The organism is Acidimicrobiales bacterium (assembly GCA_035533095.1).
Taxonomy (GTDB): Bacteria; Actinomycetota; Acidimicrobiia; order Acidimicrobiales; family Palsa-688; genus DATLUM01.
This window is the reverse complement of record DATLUM010000050.1, coordinates 157,340-174,340: the sequence shown is the minus strand read 5'-3', so window position 1 is coordinate 174,340 and position 17,001 is coordinate 157,340. Positions and strand designations below refer to the sequence as shown.

The following is a 17,001-nucleotide window of genomic DNA, read 5'->3' as shown; positions in this document are numbered from 1 at the left end:
GCATCAGGGCGCGCTACAGGGACGGGAGTGCGGCGTACGCTGGCTGTTGCTATGAGCGATCAGTCCCAGCCCCCCGCGTTCGGGCCCAACGCCTGGCTCGTCGACGACATGTACGAGCAGTACCGGGAGGATCCGAGCTCGGTCAGCGAGAGCTGGCGGGAGTTCTTCGAGGGTTACCGGCCCGGCGGCGCGAATCTGGCACGGCCGTCGACGCCCGAAACCGGCCCGGCGGAAACGACCGCCGAGGTTCCGCCGGCAGCGCATCCCGCGGTACCCGCACCGGCGCCGACGGCCCCGGCTGCAGTTTCGGAAAAAGACGCCGCGGCGCGCCCCGAAGCTTCTGTCGAGCACGCAGAGCCCGACGCCACACCGCTTCGGGGCGCGGCCGGGAGGATCGCCGCCAACATGACCGCCAGCCTGGGCGTGCCGACCGCCACGAGCTTCAGGGTCGTGCCGGCACGCCTGCTAGAGGTGAACCGCCGCATCCTCAACAACCAGCTCAGCCGGACGGGAAGTGCCGGCAAGGTCAGCTTCACCCACCTGATCGGATACGCCATCGTCGAGGCCGTCAAGGCGGTGCCGGTGATGAACTCGACGTTCGTCCCGGCGGACGGCGACGATCCGAAAGCAACGCCGTCGGTGATGCACCACTCGCGGATAGGCCTGGGTATCGCCGTCGACGTCGAGAAGCCCGACGGCAGCCGCACGCTCATGGTGCCGGTGATCAAAGACGCCGACTCGCTCGACTTCCGCGGCTTCTGGTCCGCATACGAGGACCTGATCCGCAAGGTGCGTGGGGGCAAGATCGGCGCGGACGACCTCGCCGGCGCCACAATGAGCCTGACCAATCCGGGGACCATCGGCACGGTGCAATCGGTCCCGCGTCTCATGCCCGGCCAGGGTGTGATCGTCGGTGTCGGGACAATCGACTACCCGGCGGAGTGGCAGTCCGCCGACCCGCGAGTCCTGGCGGAGTTGGGCGTGTCGAAGGTGGTAACCATCACGTCGACGTACGACCACCGCATCATCCAGGGAGCCGAGTCGGGCTTGTTCCTGCAGAAGGTGCACCAGCTGCTGAGTGGTGCGGAGTCGTTCTACGAGCGGGTGTTCAAGGCGATGGGGGTGCCCTACGAGCCCGTTCGGGGCCAACGCGACCGCAACGACCTCGTCGACTCCTCGACGATCCACGCCAAGAAGCAGATGGAGGTGGACACCCTCATCAACCTCTACCGGGTGCGCGGCCACCTGATAGCGCACCTCGACCCGCTCGACTGGAAAGACCCCCAGATGCACCCGGAGCTCGACCCGGCCACGCACAGCTTGAGCGTCTGGGATCTCGACCGCGAGTTCCTCACCAACGGCCTCGCAGGCTCCGAGCGGATGCGCTTGGGCGACATCCTCGGCGTTCTGCGCGACGCCTACTGCCGCACCGTCGGCGTCGAGTACATGCACATCCAGGAACCCGAGCAGAAGCGGTGGATCCAGGATCACGTGGAGGGTGTACCGACGCAGCTGCCTCTCGACGATCAGCGGTGGATACTCGACCGGCTGAACGCCGCGGAGGCACTGGAGCAGTTCCTCAACACCAAGTACATCGGCCAGAAACGCTTTGGGCTCGAAGGAGGGGAGTCGGCGATCCCGCTCATCGACGCTGTCATCGACGATGCCGCCACCGCCGACCAGTCGCAGGTCGTGATCGGCATGGCCCACCGCGGACGGCTGAACGTGCTCATCAACATCGTCGGCAAGAGCTACGGCGACCTGTTCGAGGAGTTCGAGGGCAATATCGACCCCGGAACGGTGCAGGGCTCGGGCGACGTCAAGTACCACAAGGGTTTCAAGGGCAAGTTCACCAGCCGCGCGGGTCAAACGGTCGACGTGGTTCTCGCTTCCAACCCGTCGCACCTCGAGGCGGTAGACCCGGTCGTGGAAGGAATGGCGCGCGCCTTACAGGACCGGATCGTCGGAGAGGACGCCGGCGACGAGCACCCGGTGCTGCCCCTGCTGATCCACGGAGACGCCGCGTTTGCCGGGCAGGGTGTTGTGGCCGAGACGCTGAACATGTCAGCGCTCCCCGGTTACGAGACCGGCGGGACTGTGCATCTGGTCATCAACAACCAACTCGGCTTCACCACCAACCCCGAGTCGGCGCGCTCATCCGTGTACGCAACCGACGTCGCCAAGATGGTCCAGGCGCCGATCTTCCACGTGAACGGCGATGATCCCGAAGCGTGCGTGCGAGTCGGGCGGCTCGCGTTCGCGTTCAGGCAGCAGTTCCACAAGGACGTCGTCATCGACATGGTCTGCTACCGCCGCTACGGGCACAACGAGCAGGATGATCCGAGCCTCACCCAGCCACTTCTCTACCAGCTCATCAAGGAGCACCGCAGCGTCCGCAAGCTCTACACCGAAGCCCTCGTACGACGTGGCGACATCGACATGGACGAGGCCGAACGCGTCTTGGACGACTTCTCCAAACGGTTGCAGTCGGCGCTCGACGAGACCCGCGCCTCCGCCCCGCCCAAGCCGACTCGCCTCCCGCCGCCGGCGGCGCCGGCGCCCGTGCTTGCGCCCATCGAGACGGGGGTCGAGATGGCGGGACTCCAGAAGGTCGTCGACGCGCTGGGATCCTTCCCCGAGGGCTTCACCGTCCACCCCAAGCTCCTGAGGGTCTTCCAGAACCGGCAGAAGCTCTGGGAATCCGGCGAAGTCGACTGGGCCCTGGGAGAGGCTCTCGCTTACGGGACGCTCGTGCTGGACGGGCGCGACGTGCGCGTCGCCGGGCAGGACACCCGGCGCGGCACGTTCGGGCACCGCAACGCAGCGGTCGTCGACTACGTGACCGGAGCGGAGCATCTGCCGTTGGAGACGTTGGGGCCGGGCCGTTTTGCGATCTACGACTCGCTGCTCTCCGAGTACGCAGCGCTGGCATTCGAATACGGGTACTCGTTGGTGGCTCGGGACGGGCTCGTGGCGTGGGAGGCCCAGTTCGGCGACTTCGTCAACGGGGCTCAGACGATCGTCGACGAGTTCCTGGCGGCCGCTGAGATCAAGTGGGGCCAGACCTCCGGTCTTGTGCTCCTTCTGCCCCACGGCTACGAGGGCCAGGGCCCCGACCACTCCTCGGGGAGGATGGAAAGGTTCCTCGACCTGTGCGCTGAGGACAACATCCAGGTGGCGAACGTGACCACCGCGGCGCAGCTGTTCCATCTCCTGCGTCGGCAGGTGTTGAGATCCGGGCGCAAGCCGCTGGTCCTCTTCACGCCGAAGCGCTACCTACGCGGGCGCGAGGCTTACAGCCCGGTCACGGACCTCGAGCGGGGGCACTTCCGCGAGGTGCTCGACGACCCAGGGGTGGGCGACCGCGAGTCGGTGAGGCGGGTGTTGCTGGCGTCGGGGAAGGTCGCCCTAGACGTGATCGGTGCCCGCGACAAGGGTGGCCGCAGCGACATCGCCATCGTGCGGGTCGAGCAGCTGCACCCCTGGCCCGCCGACCAGATCGCGGCGGCGGTCGCCGGATACGAGCGGGCCTCCGAGGTGGTGTGGCTGCAGGAGGAGCCCGAGAACATGGGTGCCTGGACGTTTGTCCGCGACCGGCTGGACACCATGCTCGGCGGCGACTTCAAGCTGGAACGGGTGAGCCGGGTGGCGTCGGGGTCGCCGGCGACCGGCAGCCACGCCATGCACGAACTCGAGCAGGAGGATCTGCTGGAGCGGGCACTCGGCTGAACTGTCCCGCCGGCGCTTGGCTGCCGCCGATCCGGCCACCCTGGCCGATCCGGCGAGGGTCATTGCGCCCGCAAGTGGGTAGGTTAAGTATCGAAATGGGATAGCTAACCTACCCAGTCCGCCGTTGGCTTCCCGCCGCGGGAGCTGACTCTCGCAGCCGTCGAGCCACGCGGCTCAGCGCAGGGGGAAACCCACCACCGACTCGAGTTCGTCGATCGCGGCATCGGGGTCCACGACCTTGATGGTGCGCATCCCCATCGCCCTGGCCGGCTTGAGGTTCACGCCCAGGTCGTCGAGGAAGACCGCCTCATCTGGCTCGATCGCGAGCTTCTCGCAGGCCAACTTGTAGAACCCGGGGTCCGGCTTGCGGTGGCCGACCTCCGAGGACTGGACGACGGCGTGGAAGAGATCGAACACCGCGCTGTAGCCCGCAGCGTTCCCGGAGGCAGGTTCGAAGTTGTTGGTTAGCAGGCCGGTCAGGAGACGGTCGTGGCAGCGCCGCAGCGCCTCGACCATCGCCGGGCGCAGCTCGCCGCGAAGGCTTGCGAGCACCTGCAAAGCGTCGACCCGGTGGCCAACGGCGGCCGCTTCGGCCTCGAACACCGTGACGAACGAGTCGACGTCCAGTTCGCCGCGCTCGAAGCGCGCCCACGCGTTGCTGTCGGGGTTGGTCGCGTTCAACTGCCGGATGACGCCGGCGGGCAGCCCGCTCGCCTCTTCGTACGCGGCGAACGCGTCGAAAGGGCTGGTGGTGAGCACCCCGCCGAAGTCCCAAAGCACCGCCCGGACAGTTGTCTCTGACACGGGCGAGGACTCTAGGGTCAGGGGGTTCCACTGTCGCAAGTGGCGGGGCTGCTTGACTCTAGGGAAGTCATGAGCCCCCGCCATGTTGTCGTAGACGGGTCGAACATCGCGACGGAGGGTCGTTCGCTGCCGAGCCTCGCGCAGCTCGACCAGGCTGTACGCGAGTTCGTCGCCGAGAATCCCCACGACGTCGTGACCGTCGTGGTGGACGCGTCGTTCGGGCACCGCGTCGATCCGTCCGAACTCCCGATGTTCGAGGAAGCCGAGGCGGCCGGCGAGATCGTGTCCCCGCCGGCGGGCGCCGTAGGGAGGGGCGACGCCTTCCTGCTGCGAATAGCGGAGAAGATCGGCGCGACCGTCCTATCGAACGACTCGTTCCAGGAGTTCCACGTCGAGCACCAGTGGCTCTTCGACAAAGACCGCCTGATCGGCGGTAAACCGGTGCCCGGCGTCGGCTGGATCTTCATGGACCGGACCCCGGTCCGCGGCCAGAAGAGCCGCGAGGTGACCAAGGAGGCGAAGCGTAAGAAGAAGGCTGAGGCCGGCGGCGGCTTGGAAACCGTGGCGCCGAAGATCAAGCCGCGCGACAAGAAGGTCGACCAGGCGATCGCTCGTGCCACGCAAGAGGCGGTCAAGCCCGACGATGGGAAGCGTTCACGCCGGAGGCGTTCAGTCGCTCCGCCGGCGGAGCCGGTGAACGAGCCGTTGCCGTTCATCACGTTCATCGCAGCCCACCCCTTGGGGAGCGAGGTGTCCGGCCAGGTTGCGGAGTTCTCCTCGCATGGCGCGTTCGTGGACGCCTTCGGGGCTCGCTGCTACGTGCCGCTGTCGGCGATGGGTGAACCACCTCCGAGGCGGGCGCGAGAGGTCGTGTCGAAGGGGGAGGAGCGGACTTTCGTAGTCCAGGCCTTCGATCCGCAGCGGCGCGGTATCGAACTTGCGCTTCCCGGCTTCGAGAAGGTGGCAGGTTCGCCGACCGAGGAGACAGTCGAAGCCGAGATTCACCCGTTGCCGGCGAGGGGCGCCAAGAAGACCGGCGTGAAGAAGGCAGCCGCGAAGAAGGCGGCGGCGAAGAAGGCAGGCGCGAAGAAGACGGCGGCGGAGAAGCGGCCGGCCAAGAAGGTGGCCGCATCCGACGAGCCGGCTCCGGCCAAGAAGGCTGCAGCCCCCAAGAGGGCGGGAGCGGCGAAGAAGGCGGCGGCGGAGAAGGCGGCGGCGGAGACGGCCGAACCCGCGAGGGCCCAAGCCGCCAAGAAGGCCGCGCCCGTCAAGAAGGCTGCGCCCGTCAAGAAGGCTGCGCCCGTCAAGAAGGCCCCGGCCGCCAAGAAGAACGAGCCCACCAGGCAGGCGGCGGCGAAGAACGCCGCTGGCAAGAAGACCCCGGCGGTCGTCGAGAAGGCGGCTGCCGAGAGGGCCTCCCCGGTCGCCAAGCGCCCGGGGAAGCGGCTGTCGCCGACGTAAGTCGGGAGCCGCGCCGTCTTTTCCCTACGATGGCGCGGCCATGCGGATAGCCACCTGGAACGTCAACTCGCTGAAGGCGCGCCTGCCGAGGGTCGAGGAGTGGCTCGCGTACGCCCGCCCGGACGTGGTCTGCCTGCAGGAAACCAAGCTGGCCGATGCCGCTTTCCCGCACATGGCCTTCTCGTCGCTCGGTTACGAGAGCGTGCACCACGGCGACGGCCAGTGGAACGGCGTGGCGATCCTGTCGCGCGAGACGATCGAGGAGACCACCTTCGGGTTCGCCGACACCATCGAACCGGATTCCGATACGAGATTGGTGACTGCTCGCACCTTCGGGGTCTCGGTGACGAGCGTGTACGTGCCCAACGGACGCAGCCTCGACTCCGACCACTACGTCTACAAGCTCGAGTGGCTGGCGAAGCTGCGCCGGCACCTCGACCTGCTGAGCGCGCCCGGCGACGAGGTTGCAGTTTGCGGCGATTTCAACATCGCCCCGGCGGACGCTGACGTTTGGAAGCCGGAGGCGTTCGTCGGGTCCACGCACGTCAGCGAGCCCGAGCGGAAGGTGCTGCAGGAGCTCGAGTCATGGGGGTTGGAGGACGCCTTCCGCCGGCGGTGGGCGCAGGACCGGCTGTATTCGTACTGGGACTACCGCGCCGGCGACTTCCACGAGCACCGGGGCATGCGGATAGACCTGGTCCTGTTGTCGAAGTCGCTGGTGGACCGGGTCAGCTGGGCGCTCGTGGACCGCAATGCTCGCAAGGGCAAGCAGCCGTCGGATCACGCCCCGGTGTTCGTCGACATCGAAGCGGAGGCCGCGTGACGGGCGACAAGGAGCAGGCTGAAGGTGGAACTGGATGGCCGTATGACGGAGTGGATCCGTCGTTGGCGCGGCGTTTGCAGGAGCAGCTCGAAGAGGCGCGCGCCATACGTGTCGACAAGAGGGCGGCCTCTGCACGCGAGGTAGGGGAGTCGTTCCGGCGTGCGATCGACCTGCTCACTGCTACGCCGGCGCCTCCGGAGGTGCTCGCCGAGGTCGCCGAGCTGATGTCGAGCGTCGTGTCACGGCTCGAGGGCTACGGCGCGAGCCGCCGGTACGAGGGGTTGGCGGAGGCGTCCGGTCTGGGCCACGACCCGGCGCATTTCGACTGGTCCCCCCTGTTGGGAGCGTCGAACCCGCTCGCGCCCCCGCTGATCCTTGACGTGGAGGACGACATCGTCGTCGGGCGAGGACGGTTCGGCTCGGCGTACGAGGGTCCGCCGGGGTGCGTGCACGGCGGGTTGGTGGCGGCTGCGTTCGACGAGGTTCTCGGTCTCACGCAGTCACTGTCAGGCCAGGTCGGGATGACCGGGACACTTACGGTCCGCTACCGCCGTCCGACGCCGCTGCACACCGACCTCCGCTGGGAGGGTCGCCTCGAATCGGTTAGCGGCCGGAAGGTGACGACGTCGGCGATCGTCATTGCGAAAGGCGAGGTGACAGCGGAGGCTACTGGGCTGTTCATCACGGTAAGCCCCGAACGGTTCGCGGCTCTGGCAGCGTTGAGAGAGCGCCACGGCGAGTAGCGGGGCCGCCCTCTGGCCTACCGAGTAAGCGCCGGTTGTCTAGCGGCGATACGCCCCTACGTCGGCCAACATCGGCCGCGGCAGCGCGATCGGCGAGGAGGACTGCACCTCGTCGACGGTGAAATCCCAAGGCAGGGGTAGGGCGGCGGACCCCGAACCCGCGAGCGGCCGTGGCCGTCGGGGAAAAGACGCCCCCGAACTGCCGCCACGACCCTTGTAGACGATCAGCCCCGTCACCGGGTCGGGTACGGCGTCGAGCGCTGCTGTCACGACCGGCAGGTTCGCGTAGGACTCCCACGCCTGCTCGTCGGCGAACGAGACCTCGAAGACCACGCCCCATGTGTGCCGGTGCCAGGACCAGTCCGTGGCGCCATGGGTGAGCGCGGCCTCGATCAAGGCGTCGCGGTACGCCTCGGCCCAAACCAAAGCCGGGGCGGCGCCGTCGAAGACCTCGATGGAATACCAGGCGCTCACGGTTTGCCAGGTTATCCCCAAGGGGCCCGGCGCGGGAGACCCAATCGCGGGAACTGGGAGGTCCTTTGTGGCAAGCCGGTCGAAGCAGAAGCGAGTTTCAGGCGGTAGCCGCCTGGTCGGCGACCAGTGCCAGCAGGGCGGGCCCGTACCGGTCGGCCTTGATGGGCCCGAGTCCAGGGACGGTGAGCAGCTCGTCGAGGTTCGCCGGACGCAGCGAGGCCAGTGCTTTCAGCGTGGTGTCGTGCATTACCACGTAGGCGGGGACCCCCGATGCCCTGGCCGTCTCGGATCGCCACGACCGCAGAGCATCCACCGTGTGCTGGTCGGGATCCGGAAGGCGGATGGCAGTGGCGGCGCTGCGCCGCTGTGGCCGTTCGTGGGGGATCCGGTCGTGGGCCGGCCCCTGGCCGGCCAAGCGCTCGCGCTGCTCACGGATCCGGCGTCGCCACTCGGCGGTGGTGACTTCCGCGGGGCCGCGTCGGGCGGGATCGCCGGCCGACGCCGCCCCGGGGCACACCGCGTCCAGCCAGGCGGAGGGCTCCCGCGGGACCGGACGCGAACCGAACGTGCGGGTCCGCGCCCAAGAGCAGTGCAGCTCCCGGGCTGCCCGCGTCAGGGCGACGTAGAGCAGCCGGCGCTCTTCGGCCAACTGGTGGTCACGGCCGCCCACGGCTGGTCCGGCACTCCTGGCGGCGGCACGTGCGATCGGCACCAGGCCCGCCTCCAGCCCCGCCACCCACACGGCCTCCCATTCCAGACCTTTGGCCCGATGGAACGAGCAAAGCGTGACGGCATCACGCGGCCCCTCCGGGCCAGCGTCGTCGCGCAGGGCGGTCGGTAGCCAGGAGAGCCACTGGCGTGCGGTGGCGGCGGTGTCCTGCCGTTGGAACGCCCGCGCCAGGCCCGCCAGTGCCGAAACGGCCGAGCGCTCCACCTCGTCGAGAGACCGCTCCATGCGCAGGCCCACACGATCCTCGCCGCCGGCGAGGTCCTCGAGGTCCGCGGCCAGCGTCTGTAGAGAGCGGCCGCCCTCGCCGGCCGCCCAGCGCATCACTTCTCGAGTGATCGGCTCCTGCAACAGCGCCTTCCGGCCCGGCGCCCAGAACGGCACGCCGGCCGCTTCCAGGGCATCCCCGATCGTCACCAACTGCGCGTTGGTCCTGGTCAACACCGCCATCGACGTCCACGGGCGGCCGGCGTCGTGGGCCCTCACCAGCTCCGCCGCTATACCTCTCGCCTCGGCGGCATCCGAGGCAAACGACCGCACCCTCGGCTCGGGGCCCTCCTCCCCGGCAGACCGCAATCGATCACCGGCCGGGCCAAGGACCCGCGCTGCGGCCGCAACCACCTGCGGCGTGCAGCGATGGTTGTGGTCCAGGTGCACCACATCGCCCTGCGGCCACCGCCGCGAGAACCCGGCGAGCAGGCTCGGGTCGGCGCCGTTCCAGCCGTAGATGGCTTGGTTCGGGTCTCCGACGACGAACAGGTCGTCGGAGGTGCCGAGCCAGGCGAGCAGGAGCCGGTGCTGCAGAGGGTTGAGGTCCTGGAATTCGTCGACGAAGAGATGCCTCCACTTCCACCGTTGAGCGCCGGCGAACTGCGGATCCGACTCGATCGCGGCAGCGCATTGGGAGAGCAGGTCGTCGAAGTCAACGAGACCCCGTCGCAGCTTCTCGTGCTCGTAGCGGGCATAGAGCGCCGCGATATCTGCCGCCCGCGCGCCAGCGGGCATCTGACGGCGCTCTTCATGAGCGGCGGCTTCGAAGTCCTCGGGGCTCACCAATCTTGCCTTCGCCCATTCGATGTGGCCCGCCAGGTCCGACAGGGACGCGCCGGCGAGACCGGGGCGCGATGAAACGAGCGGCCCCAGGACACGCGCCTTGCGCTCGAGCAGAACGGGAGGCTGCTTGCGCCGGTCCGCCCACCAGCGTTGCAGCTGCGCCGACGCGAGCGCGTGGAAGGTCCCCGCGGAGACGTGCTCGCGCATGCCGAGAGCACGCAGCCTCGACTGCAACTCGCCGGCGGCCTTGCGGGTGAAGGTCAGCGAGAGCGAGTGCACCGGGCTCGCGCTGCCGACGGCAATCCGGTACGCGATCCGCCTCGTGAGCACCCGGGTCTTGCCGGACCCGGCTGAAGCCACGACACACAAAGGCTGTGCCTCGCTCGTCACCGCCGCCACCTGAGCGTCGGTCAAGCCCGACAGGATCTCGTCCAGCGGTGGCGTGAAACTCACCGGGGCGAAGATACGGAAGGGGTGTGACGATCTGGTGGATCCCCCTGCGGCGGTTGTCCACCGGTCCGCAAAACGAAAGGCGCCGGTTGCGCGCCTGGCGATGATCCCCCCGAATCATCGAGCCGGCGCTGCAACCGGGCACCTGTCGAGGCCAGGACTATGCCCTTTGACCACCCTTGGCGTCAAGAACCTTGGCGATTCACCGCTTCCCGTTCTTCCGGAGCATGCTGCGGGGGTTAGTTTCTCGTACATGGCTCTGCGAAGCCGCCGACTCAACGAAGGCGAGGAGGTTGTCCTCGACCTCCACCCGCACTGGTGGTACCTCGCCGGGCCGGTGGCCACGATCGTTGCTGTAATTGCCGGCGCCATAGCGGCATTGGCCGAATCGGCGCCTCCCGCGGCCGGCTGGGCGGTGGTGGCGGCGCTCGTCGCCAGCGCGGGATGGCTGCTGCTCCGCTACCTGAGGTGGCGGACCTCGAGGTTCATTCTCACGACCAGCCGCCTCATCGAGCGCCGAGGTGTTCTGTCGCGCACGAGCCGCGAGATCCCGTTGATGGGTTTGAGCGACATCAGCTACCGGCAGTCGTTGTTCGAGCGGGTGATCGGCGCGGGCTGCGTACTGGTGGAATCGCCGGGCAAGGACTCGCCCGAATACTTCCCCGACCTCCCCCGCCCCGCTCGGGTCCAGAACGAGATATTCCGGCTGATGGACGGCGTGCGCAAAGTCCAACCTGTGCAGCTCCCGCCGAGCCACGGATCGTCGATTCCCGAGCAGATCGACCAGCTCGACCAGCTCCGCCGGCGGGGAGTGATATCCGATGCCGACTTCGAGCAGAAGAAGGCGCAGCTGCTGGACCGCATGTGAACGACCCGCCCCGCGTCGTCAGCCTCGTACCTTCTGTCACGGAGACCTTGCTGAGCTGGGGCGTGACACCCGTCGCGGTGACGCGATTCTGCGAAACGGACGGGTTGAAGACGGTCGGCGGGACGAAGAACCCGGATATCGGTTCGATCGTCTCTCTTGGTCCCGACGTCGTCTTCATGGACGAGGAGGAGAACCGCATCGAGGACGCGCGGGCGTTGCGTGACGCGGGGGTCGTCGTTCACGCGACGTGCGTGCGGAACCTCGCCGGGGCGGCCGTCGCGTTGGACCAACTGGCGGGGATCGTCGGTGTCCGATCGAGATCGGACCGGCCGGAGGAACCGGACCCGCCGGTGGTGCGGGTCTGGGTTCCCATCTGGCGCCGTCCTTGGATGACGGTCAACGGCGACACCTACGGGTCGGATCTGCTCGCGCATGCAGGTCTCGATAACGTCTGCTCAGCCGAATCGGAGCGCTACCCGACCGTCACGATCGACGAAGCGCGGGCGCGGGAGCCCGACGTGGTGCTCGCCCCCTCGGAGCCGTACCGCTTCTCGGAGCGTCACCGCGCGGAGCTGGAAGAGGTTGCGCGCGTGGAGTTCGTCGACGGCCGGGATCTTTTCTGGTGGGGAACGAGGACGCCCGGCGCGATCGGCCGGATGCGTGCGTTGGCGGCCCGGATCCCGGGCCGGTAAGTATCAGGTCGGAAAAAGACCCCGCGCCGCGCCGAGCAGGCCTGCGGGTTCGGGAGGGAGTCACGTGGCAGGACCGCTGAAGGGATACCGGGTTGTCGAGCTTGCCGGCATCGGCCCCGGGCCGTTCGCCGGCATGATGCTGGCCGACATGGGCGCCGAGGTGCTGCGGGTCGATCGCGCCGCTGCAGTCCGGGAGGGCGCATCGCCGCCGTTCGCCGATGTCCTGGGGCGTGGCCGGCGTTCCGTCGGCGTGGATTTGAAGCACCCCGAAGGTCGCGACGCGGTCCTGCGCCTCGTGGAGAGCGCGGACGCGCTCATCGAGGGTTTCCGCCCGGGCGTCACCGAGCGGTTGGGTCTCGGCCCTGACGACTGCATGGCGCGCAACCCGCGCCTCGTCTACGGGCGGATGACAGGCTGGGGTCAGGACGGCCCGTACGCGAACGCCGCGGGTCACGACATCAACTACATCGCTCTCAGCGGGACCCTTGGCATGATCGGCCGCAAGGGCGAGGCGCCGGTGCCGCCGCTGAACTTGGTGGGCGACTTCGGCGGCGGGGGGATGCTTCTGGCATTCGGGATCGTCTGCGCCATGCTCGAAGCGACACGTTCCGGGCAGGGTCAGGTGATCGACGCCGCGATGGTCGACGGGGCGGCGCTTCTCGCCGCCATGATGCACGGCTTGCGAGCTACCGGCATGTGGCAGGAGCGCGGCACGAACCTGCTCGACACGGGAGCGTTCTTCTACGAGGTCTACGAGACCGCGGACGGCCGCCACATCTCGCTCGGGTCCATAGAGCCGCAGTTCTACGCACAGATGGCGGAGCTCAGCGGCCTGGCCCAGGAACCCGGCGGTGTCCCCGAGCAAAACGACCGGTCCTCCTGGCCATCCCTCAAGCAGCGCATGGCCGGGCTCATCAAGACCAAGACCCGTGACGAGTGGTGCGCACTGATGGAGGGGACCGACGCGTGCTTCGCGCCGGTCCTCGACCCGGACGAGGCTCCGTCACATCCTCACAACCGGCACCGCGCCACGTTCGTTGACATCGCCGGGGTGACGCAGCCGGCGCCGGCGCCTCGATTCAGCCGGACGGTAGCGGAAGTCGAGCGCCCGCCTGCTCGTGCGGGCCAGCACACCGACGAGGCGCTGGCCGATTGGGGGTTCGCCGCCGACGAGCTCTCCAAGCTGCGCGAGGTCGGCGCCATCAAGTAAGTGCCAAGCGGGCACGGCCAGGCCCGGGCGATCTCAGTCTTCGAGGTGTACGACCGGACAGGTCAGGGTACGGGTGATCCCTTCGATCATCTGCAGCCGGCTGACGATCATGCGTCCCAGCTCGTCGACCGAGTCGGCCTCAGCCTTGACGATCACGTCGTAGGGGCCGGTGACGTCGTCAGCGGACACGATGCCCGGTATCTGACGTACGTGCTCCGCTACTGAAGCAGCCTTGCCCACCTCGGTTTGGATCAGGACATAAGCGCTGACGGCCATCGGTTGTTCCTCCTCGGGTGCGGCGGGCGAATGCTACCCGCGGCGTGCGTTCACCCGAGACGCTTCTCGAGGCGGGCCAGTTCGTCGCGCAGGGCAGCCGGGACGTGTTCGCCGAGCGAGTCGTAGTGCCCGGCGATGAGCGGGATCTCCTGTTTCCAACCCTCCACGTCGACGCTGAGGAGATGTTCCATGTCCGACTCGTCGATGCCGAGGCCTTCGGTAGGAATTGCGCCCTTGGCCGGCAGGAGCCCGATCGGCGTCTCGACGGCCTCGCCGCGGCCCGCGCAGCGCTCGAAGACCCATTCGAGGACTCGGCTGTTGTCGCCGTAGCCGGGCCACAGGAACTTGCCGTCGGGTCCTTTGCGGAACCAGTTCACGTAGAACAAGCGCGGCAGCTTGGACGCGTCGGTGTGCTCGCCGATCTCGAGCCAGTGGTCGAAGTATTCGGCCATGTTGTATCCGCAGAAGGGAAGCATCGCGAACGGGTCGCGGCGGAGCTTGCCGACGGCGCCGGCAGCGGCCGCGGTCGTCTCGGAGGCCATGATCGACCCGAGGAACACGCCGTGCTGCCAGTCGAACGCTTCGGTTACCAGCGGCACCACACCCGAGCGGCGACCGCCGAAGAGGATCGCCGAGATGGGAACGCCCGAGGAGGACTCCCACTCAGGCGCGATGGCGGGATCTTGGGATGCCGGGGCGGTGAACCGCGCGTTCGGGTGGGCGGCGGGCGTCTCGCTCTCGGGTGTCCAGTCCTGGCGTTTCCAGTCGGTCAAGTGGATTGGCTTGTCGTCGGTCATGCCCTCCCACCACACGTCGCCGTCGTCGGTGAGCGCCGTGTTCGTGAAGATGCAGTTCTCCGCGAGGGTGAGCATCGCGTTGAGGTTCGTCTTGTTGTTCGTGCCGGGGGCGACGCCGAAGAACCCGTATTCGGGGTTGATCGCCCACAGGCGTCCGTCCTCACCGAATTTCATCCAGCAGATGTCGTCACCGATCGTCTCGACCTTCCAATCGGGGAGCGTCGGTATCAACATCGCGAGGTTCGTCTTGCCGCAGGCCGAGGGGAACGCGCCGGTCACGTAGCGCACCTCGCCCTTGGGGGAAGTCAGCTTCAGGATCAGCATGTGCTCTGCGAGCCAGCCGTCGTCGCGCGCCATGACGGACGCGATCCGCAAGGCGAAGCACTTCTTGCCCAGGAGGGCGTTGCCGCCGTAACCCGAACCGTAAGACCAGATCTCACGGGTTTCTGGGAAGTGGGCGATGTACTTGTTGTCGCTGTTGCACGGCCACGGGACGTCCTGCTGACCGGGTTCCAGCGGAGCCCCAACCGAGTGGACGCAGGGGACGAAGATGCCATCGTCGCCTAGGACCTCGAGGGCGCCCTTGCCCATACGGGTCATGATCCGCATGTTGGCGGCGACATAGGCGGAGTCGGTCAGCTGAACCCCGATGTGGGCGATCGGCGAGCCGAGCGGACCCATCGAGAAGGGGACGACGTACATGGTGCGCCCCCTCATACTGCCGGAGTAGAGGTCGCGCAGGGCCCTCTTCATCTCCGCCGGATCGCGCCAGTTGTTCGTCGCTCCGGCGTCTTCTTCTTTCTCCGAGCAGATGAAGGTTCGATCCTCCACACGCGCTACGTCGGCCGGATCGGATGTGGCCCAATAGCTGTTGGGACGCTTCGCATCGGAGAGCCTTCGGAACGTCCCGACCTCGACGAGCTCAGCGCACAGAGAGTCGTACTCTTCCGCCGAGCCGTCACACCACAGGACCCGATCGGGCTGGAGAAGCTTGGCCCATTCGTCGACCCAGTCCCGCAGTCGGCGGTTGTTCGATAGGGGCTCTGTGGAGGTCACGGCTCGAAATTTCTCCCTCGTCCGGCTTTTGGAAACATCGGTGCCTACGCTTCCCCCCTGTGGAAGACGACGATAACGGATCGCCCCGTTGACAGGCGAGTTCGCGGTTATCGAGGCGATCCGCTCTCTGCTGCCGGGGCCAGGCGACGCGGGCCAGGTCTGGATCGGCGACGACTCGGCGGTGCTTCCGGTACCTGCCGGGGATCGCCTGCTCCTCGCTGCCGATACTGTCGTCGCCGGAGTCCACGCGGATCTCGGTTTGACCGGGCTCGACGACCTCGGTTGGAAGGCGATGGCTGCGTGCGTGAGCGACATCGCGGCGATGGGAGGCGATCCTCTGTGGGCTCTGGTGACCGTGGCGGGGGCGAGCGGGGAGGAGGTCCGGTCGTTGTACGCGGGTGTGGCTGACGCGTCCAGGTGTTTCGGATGCCCCGTTGTCGGCGGAGACCTGACAGGCGGGCCGGGTTTGGTTGTGACCGTTGCTGTGGCGGGAACCTGTGACGGCGCGCCGGTCCTTCGAAGCGGCGCGCGGGCCGGCGACGAGGTCTGGGTCACGGGCCCGCTCGGTGCATCAGCGGCGGGCCTGCGCCGGCTCCGTTCCGGTGGGTCTTCGGCGCGGGATGCCGAAGGTGCCGACCTGGTGCGATCGCACGCGCGCCCGGTGCCCAGGTTGGCCGAGGGCAGGGCAGCTCGATCGGCGGGAGCGACAGCGATGATCGATGTCTCAGATGGATTGGCCGCGGACGTGGGTCACATATGCCGCCAGTCGGGGATCGGGGTGTCGCTCGATTACGTGCCCGCGGCGAAGGGGGCGACCACCGATGAGGCCATGTCGGGAGGAGAGGATTTCGAGCTCGTGTTCTGTGCGCCACCCGGGGCACCAGTGGGTTCGGCGTTCGAAGGTCTACGCCCGCCGGTGAGGATCGGTGAGTGCAGGGACAACCATCAGGGTGTCCGGCTTGCCGGAGCCGAGGTGGCCCCTGCGGGCTGGGAGCACCAGTTGTGAGGCGACCCCGGGTCCCAGTTGCCCTGACGATCGCCGGCTCTGACTCGGGTGGGGGAGCGGGGATCCAGGCAGACTTGAAGACCTTCGAGGCGCTCGGAGTGTGGGGAACGTGCGCGCTCACGGGAGTGACAGCCCAGAACACGCTCGGTGTCCTCGACTCGCTCGTGCTTCCGCCGCCGCTCGTGCGGGCCCAGATCGAAGCGGTCTGCGACGACATCGGCGTCTCGGCCGCCAAGACCGGCATGCTGGGAACGGCAGAAGTGATCGTCACGGTTGCCCAAGCGGCCGTCGATCATCGTTTTCCATGGCTCGTGGTGGACCCGGTTCTGGTGACCAGCCACGGGGAGCTGCTGCTCGAGGAAGGTGCGGTGAAGGTTCTGCTCGAGGAGCTTGTCCCCCTGTGCAGCGTCGTCACCCCGAACATCCCGGAGGCGGAGGCGCTGCTCGGCCACCCGATCGACGGGCGCGAGGGTATGGCGGCTGCCGCCGAAGAGCTGGCAGCGGCGGGGGCGCCGGCGGTGCTCCTCAAAGGAGGTCACCTCCGCTCCGACGAGTCGCCCGACGTCCTGTACTCCGAGGGACGCATCCAATGGCTCTCTGGTTCCCGCGTCGAGAGCCGCCACACCCATGGGACGGGCTGCACCCTCTCGGCGGCGATATGTGCGGAGCTGGCGACCGGAGCCTCACTGCATGACTCATGTGTAAGGGCCAAGGAGTTCGTTACCGAGTCGATCAGGGCGGGTGTGGACGTGGGGTCCGGCGTGGGGCCGGTCAACCCGGGGTGGGGCCGGGGCGGCAGCGTCGCCTGATCTTGGTGTCGGCGCCCGCCGGC

At 68.0% G+C, this 17,001-nt stretch carries 14 protein-coding genes; 9 read left to right on the top strand and 5 right to left on the bottom strand.

All coding sequences use genetic code 11. The features are described 5' to 3' along the window. The first annotated feature begins 51 nt into the window (after nucleotides 1–51). Nucleotides 52–3,729 (top strand): multifunctional oxoglutarate decarboxylase/oxoglutarate dehydrogenase thiamine pyrophosphate-binding subunit/dihydrolipoyllysine-residue succinyltransferase subunit, encoded by a 3,678-nt coding sequence (locus VNF71_05835; protein HVA74066.1) that lies wholly within the window; start codon nucleotides 52–54, stop codon nucleotides 3,727–3,729. Between the two features lie 174 nt (nucleotides 3,730–3,903). Here VNF71_05835 and VNF71_05830 read toward each other — a convergent pair whose 3' ends face one another. Further along, nucleotides 3,904–4,533 carry an HAD-IA family hydrolase gene (locus VNF71_05830; GenBank protein HVA74065.1) on the bottom strand — a complete coding sequence of 210 codons (630 nt, stop codon included), beginning with the start codon at nucleotides 4,531–4,533 and terminating at the stop codon, nucleotides 3,904–3,906. Between the two features lie 69 nt (nucleotides 4,534–4,602). Between VNF71_05830 and VNF71_05825 the strand changes: the two genes are divergently transcribed. The 3 genes from VNF71_05825 to VNF71_05815 are packed head-to-tail and all read left to right on the top strand — an operon-like array spanning nucleotide 4,603 to nucleotide 7,560. Then, a complete protein-coding gene (locus tag VNF71_05825; protein HVA74064.1) occupies nucleotides 4,603–5,994 on the top strand; it encodes a S1 RNA-binding domain-containing protein in 1,392 nt (463 codons plus the stop codon). Between the two features lie 40 nt (nucleotides 5,995–6,034). After that, complete coding sequence (locus tag VNF71_05820; protein HVA74063.1) at nucleotides 6,035–6,817, top strand: exodeoxyribonuclease III; 783 nt, start codon at nucleotides 6,035–6,037, stop codon at nucleotides 6,815–6,817. Next, nucleotides 6,814–7,560, top strand: coding sequence for a PaaI family thioesterase (locus tag VNF71_05815; protein HVA74062.1), 747 nt, complete (start codon nucleotides 6,814–6,816; stop codon nucleotides 7,558–7,560). Before VNF71_05820 ends, VNF71_05815 begins: the two co-directional genes overlap by 4 nt. 39 nt (nucleotides 7,561–7,599) lie before the next feature. Here the strand turns inward: VNF71_05815 and VNF71_05810 are convergent, their stop codons facing one another. After that, the gene (locus tag VNF71_05810) at nucleotides 7,600–8,034 is read right to left on the bottom strand and encodes a hypothetical protein (GenBank protein HVA74061.1); all 435 of its coding nucleotides are present in this window, start codon (nucleotides 8,032–8,034) and stop codon (nucleotides 7,600–7,602) included. A 97-nt stretch (nucleotides 8,035–8,131) separates the two neighbouring features. After that, nucleotides 8,132–10,267: an ATP-dependent DNA helicase UvrD2 gene (locus VNF71_05805; protein ID HVA74060.1), complete on the bottom strand. Its 2,136-nt coding sequence runs from the start codon at nucleotides 10,265–10,267 to the stop codon at nucleotides 8,132–8,134. A gap of 250 nt (nucleotides 10,268–10,517) precedes the next feature. Between VNF71_05805 and VNF71_05800 the strand changes: the two genes are divergently transcribed. From VNF71_05800 to VNF71_05790, 3 genes are all read left to right on the top strand, one after another. Further along, complete coding sequence (locus VNF71_05800) at nucleotides 10,518–11,132, top strand: PH domain-containing protein (protein ID HVA74059.1); 615 nt, start codon at nucleotides 10,518–10,520, stop codon at nucleotides 11,130–11,132. Beyond that, on the top strand, nucleotides 11,129–11,824 hold the full coding sequence (locus tag VNF71_05795) for a helical backbone metal receptor (GenBank protein HVA74058.1): 696 nt from the start codon (nucleotides 11,129–11,131) through the stop codon (nucleotides 11,822–11,824). Before VNF71_05800 ends, VNF71_05795 begins: the two co-directional genes overlap by 4 nt. Before the next feature lie 64 nt (nucleotides 11,825–11,888). Then, on the top strand, nucleotides 11,889–13,034 hold the full coding sequence (locus tag VNF71_05790) for a CaiB/BaiF CoA-transferase family protein (GenBank protein HVA74057.1): 1,146 nt from the start codon (nucleotides 11,889–11,891) through the stop codon (nucleotides 13,032–13,034). A 33-nt stretch (nucleotides 13,035–13,067) separates the two neighbouring features. Here the strand turns inward: VNF71_05790 and VNF71_05785 are convergent, their stop codons facing one another. Together VNF71_05785 and VNF71_05780 are read right to left on the bottom strand one after the other, a co-directional pair. Beyond that, the gene (locus VNF71_05785; protein HVA74056.1) at nucleotides 13,068–13,310 is read right to left on the bottom strand and encodes an Lrp/AsnC ligand binding domain-containing protein; all 243 of its coding nucleotides are present in this window, start codon (nucleotides 13,308–13,310) and stop codon (nucleotides 13,068–13,070) included. Nucleotides 13,311–13,360: 50 nt separating this feature from the next. Further along, entirely contained in the window at nucleotides 13,361–15,163 is a 1,803-nt protein-coding gene (locus VNF71_05780; protein ID HVA74055.1) for a phosphoenolpyruvate carboxykinase (GTP), read from the bottom strand. An 88-nt stretch (nucleotides 15,164–15,251) separates the two neighbouring features. On the opposite strand from VNF71_05780, the gene thiL reads away from it, so the two are divergent. After that, nucleotides 15,252–16,169, top strand: coding sequence for a thiamine-phosphate kinase (gene thiL / locus VNF71_05775; GenBank protein HVA74054.1), 918 nt, complete (start codon nucleotides 15,252–15,254; stop codon nucleotides 16,167–16,169). Continuing rightward, nucleotides 16,166–16,978: a bifunctional hydroxymethylpyrimidine kinase/phosphomethylpyrimidine kinase gene (gene thiD, locus VNF71_05770; protein ID HVA74053.1), complete on the top strand. Its 813-nt coding sequence runs from the start codon at nucleotides 16,166–16,168 to the stop codon at nucleotides 16,976–16,978. The genes thiL and thiD overlap by 4 nt, the downstream gene beginning before the upstream one ends. Nucleotides 16,979–17,001: the final 23 nt, after the last annotated feature.

Excerpts from the sequence above, each read along its gene's own strand:
- VNF71_05835 (HVA74066.1), top strand. The coding sequence starts at position 52 with ATGAGCGATCAGTCCCAGCCCCCCGCGTTCGGGCCCAACGCCTGGCTC.
- VNF71_05825 (HVA74064.1), top strand. The coding sequence starts at position 4,603 with ATGAGCCCCCGCCATGTTGTCGTAGACGGGTCGAACATCGCGACGGAG.
- VNF71_05820 (HVA74063.1), top strand. The coding sequence starts at position 6,035 with ATGCGGATAGCCACCTGGAACGTCAACTCGCTGAAGGCGCGCCTGCCG.
- VNF71_05800 (HVA74059.1), top strand. The coding sequence starts at position 10,518 with ATGGCTCTGCGAAGCCGCCGACTCAACGAAGGCGAGGAGGTTGTCCTC.
- VNF71_05785 (HVA74056.1), bottom strand. The coding sequence starts at position 13,310 with ATGGCCGTCAGCGCTTATGTCCTGATCCAAACCGAGGTGGGCAAGGCT.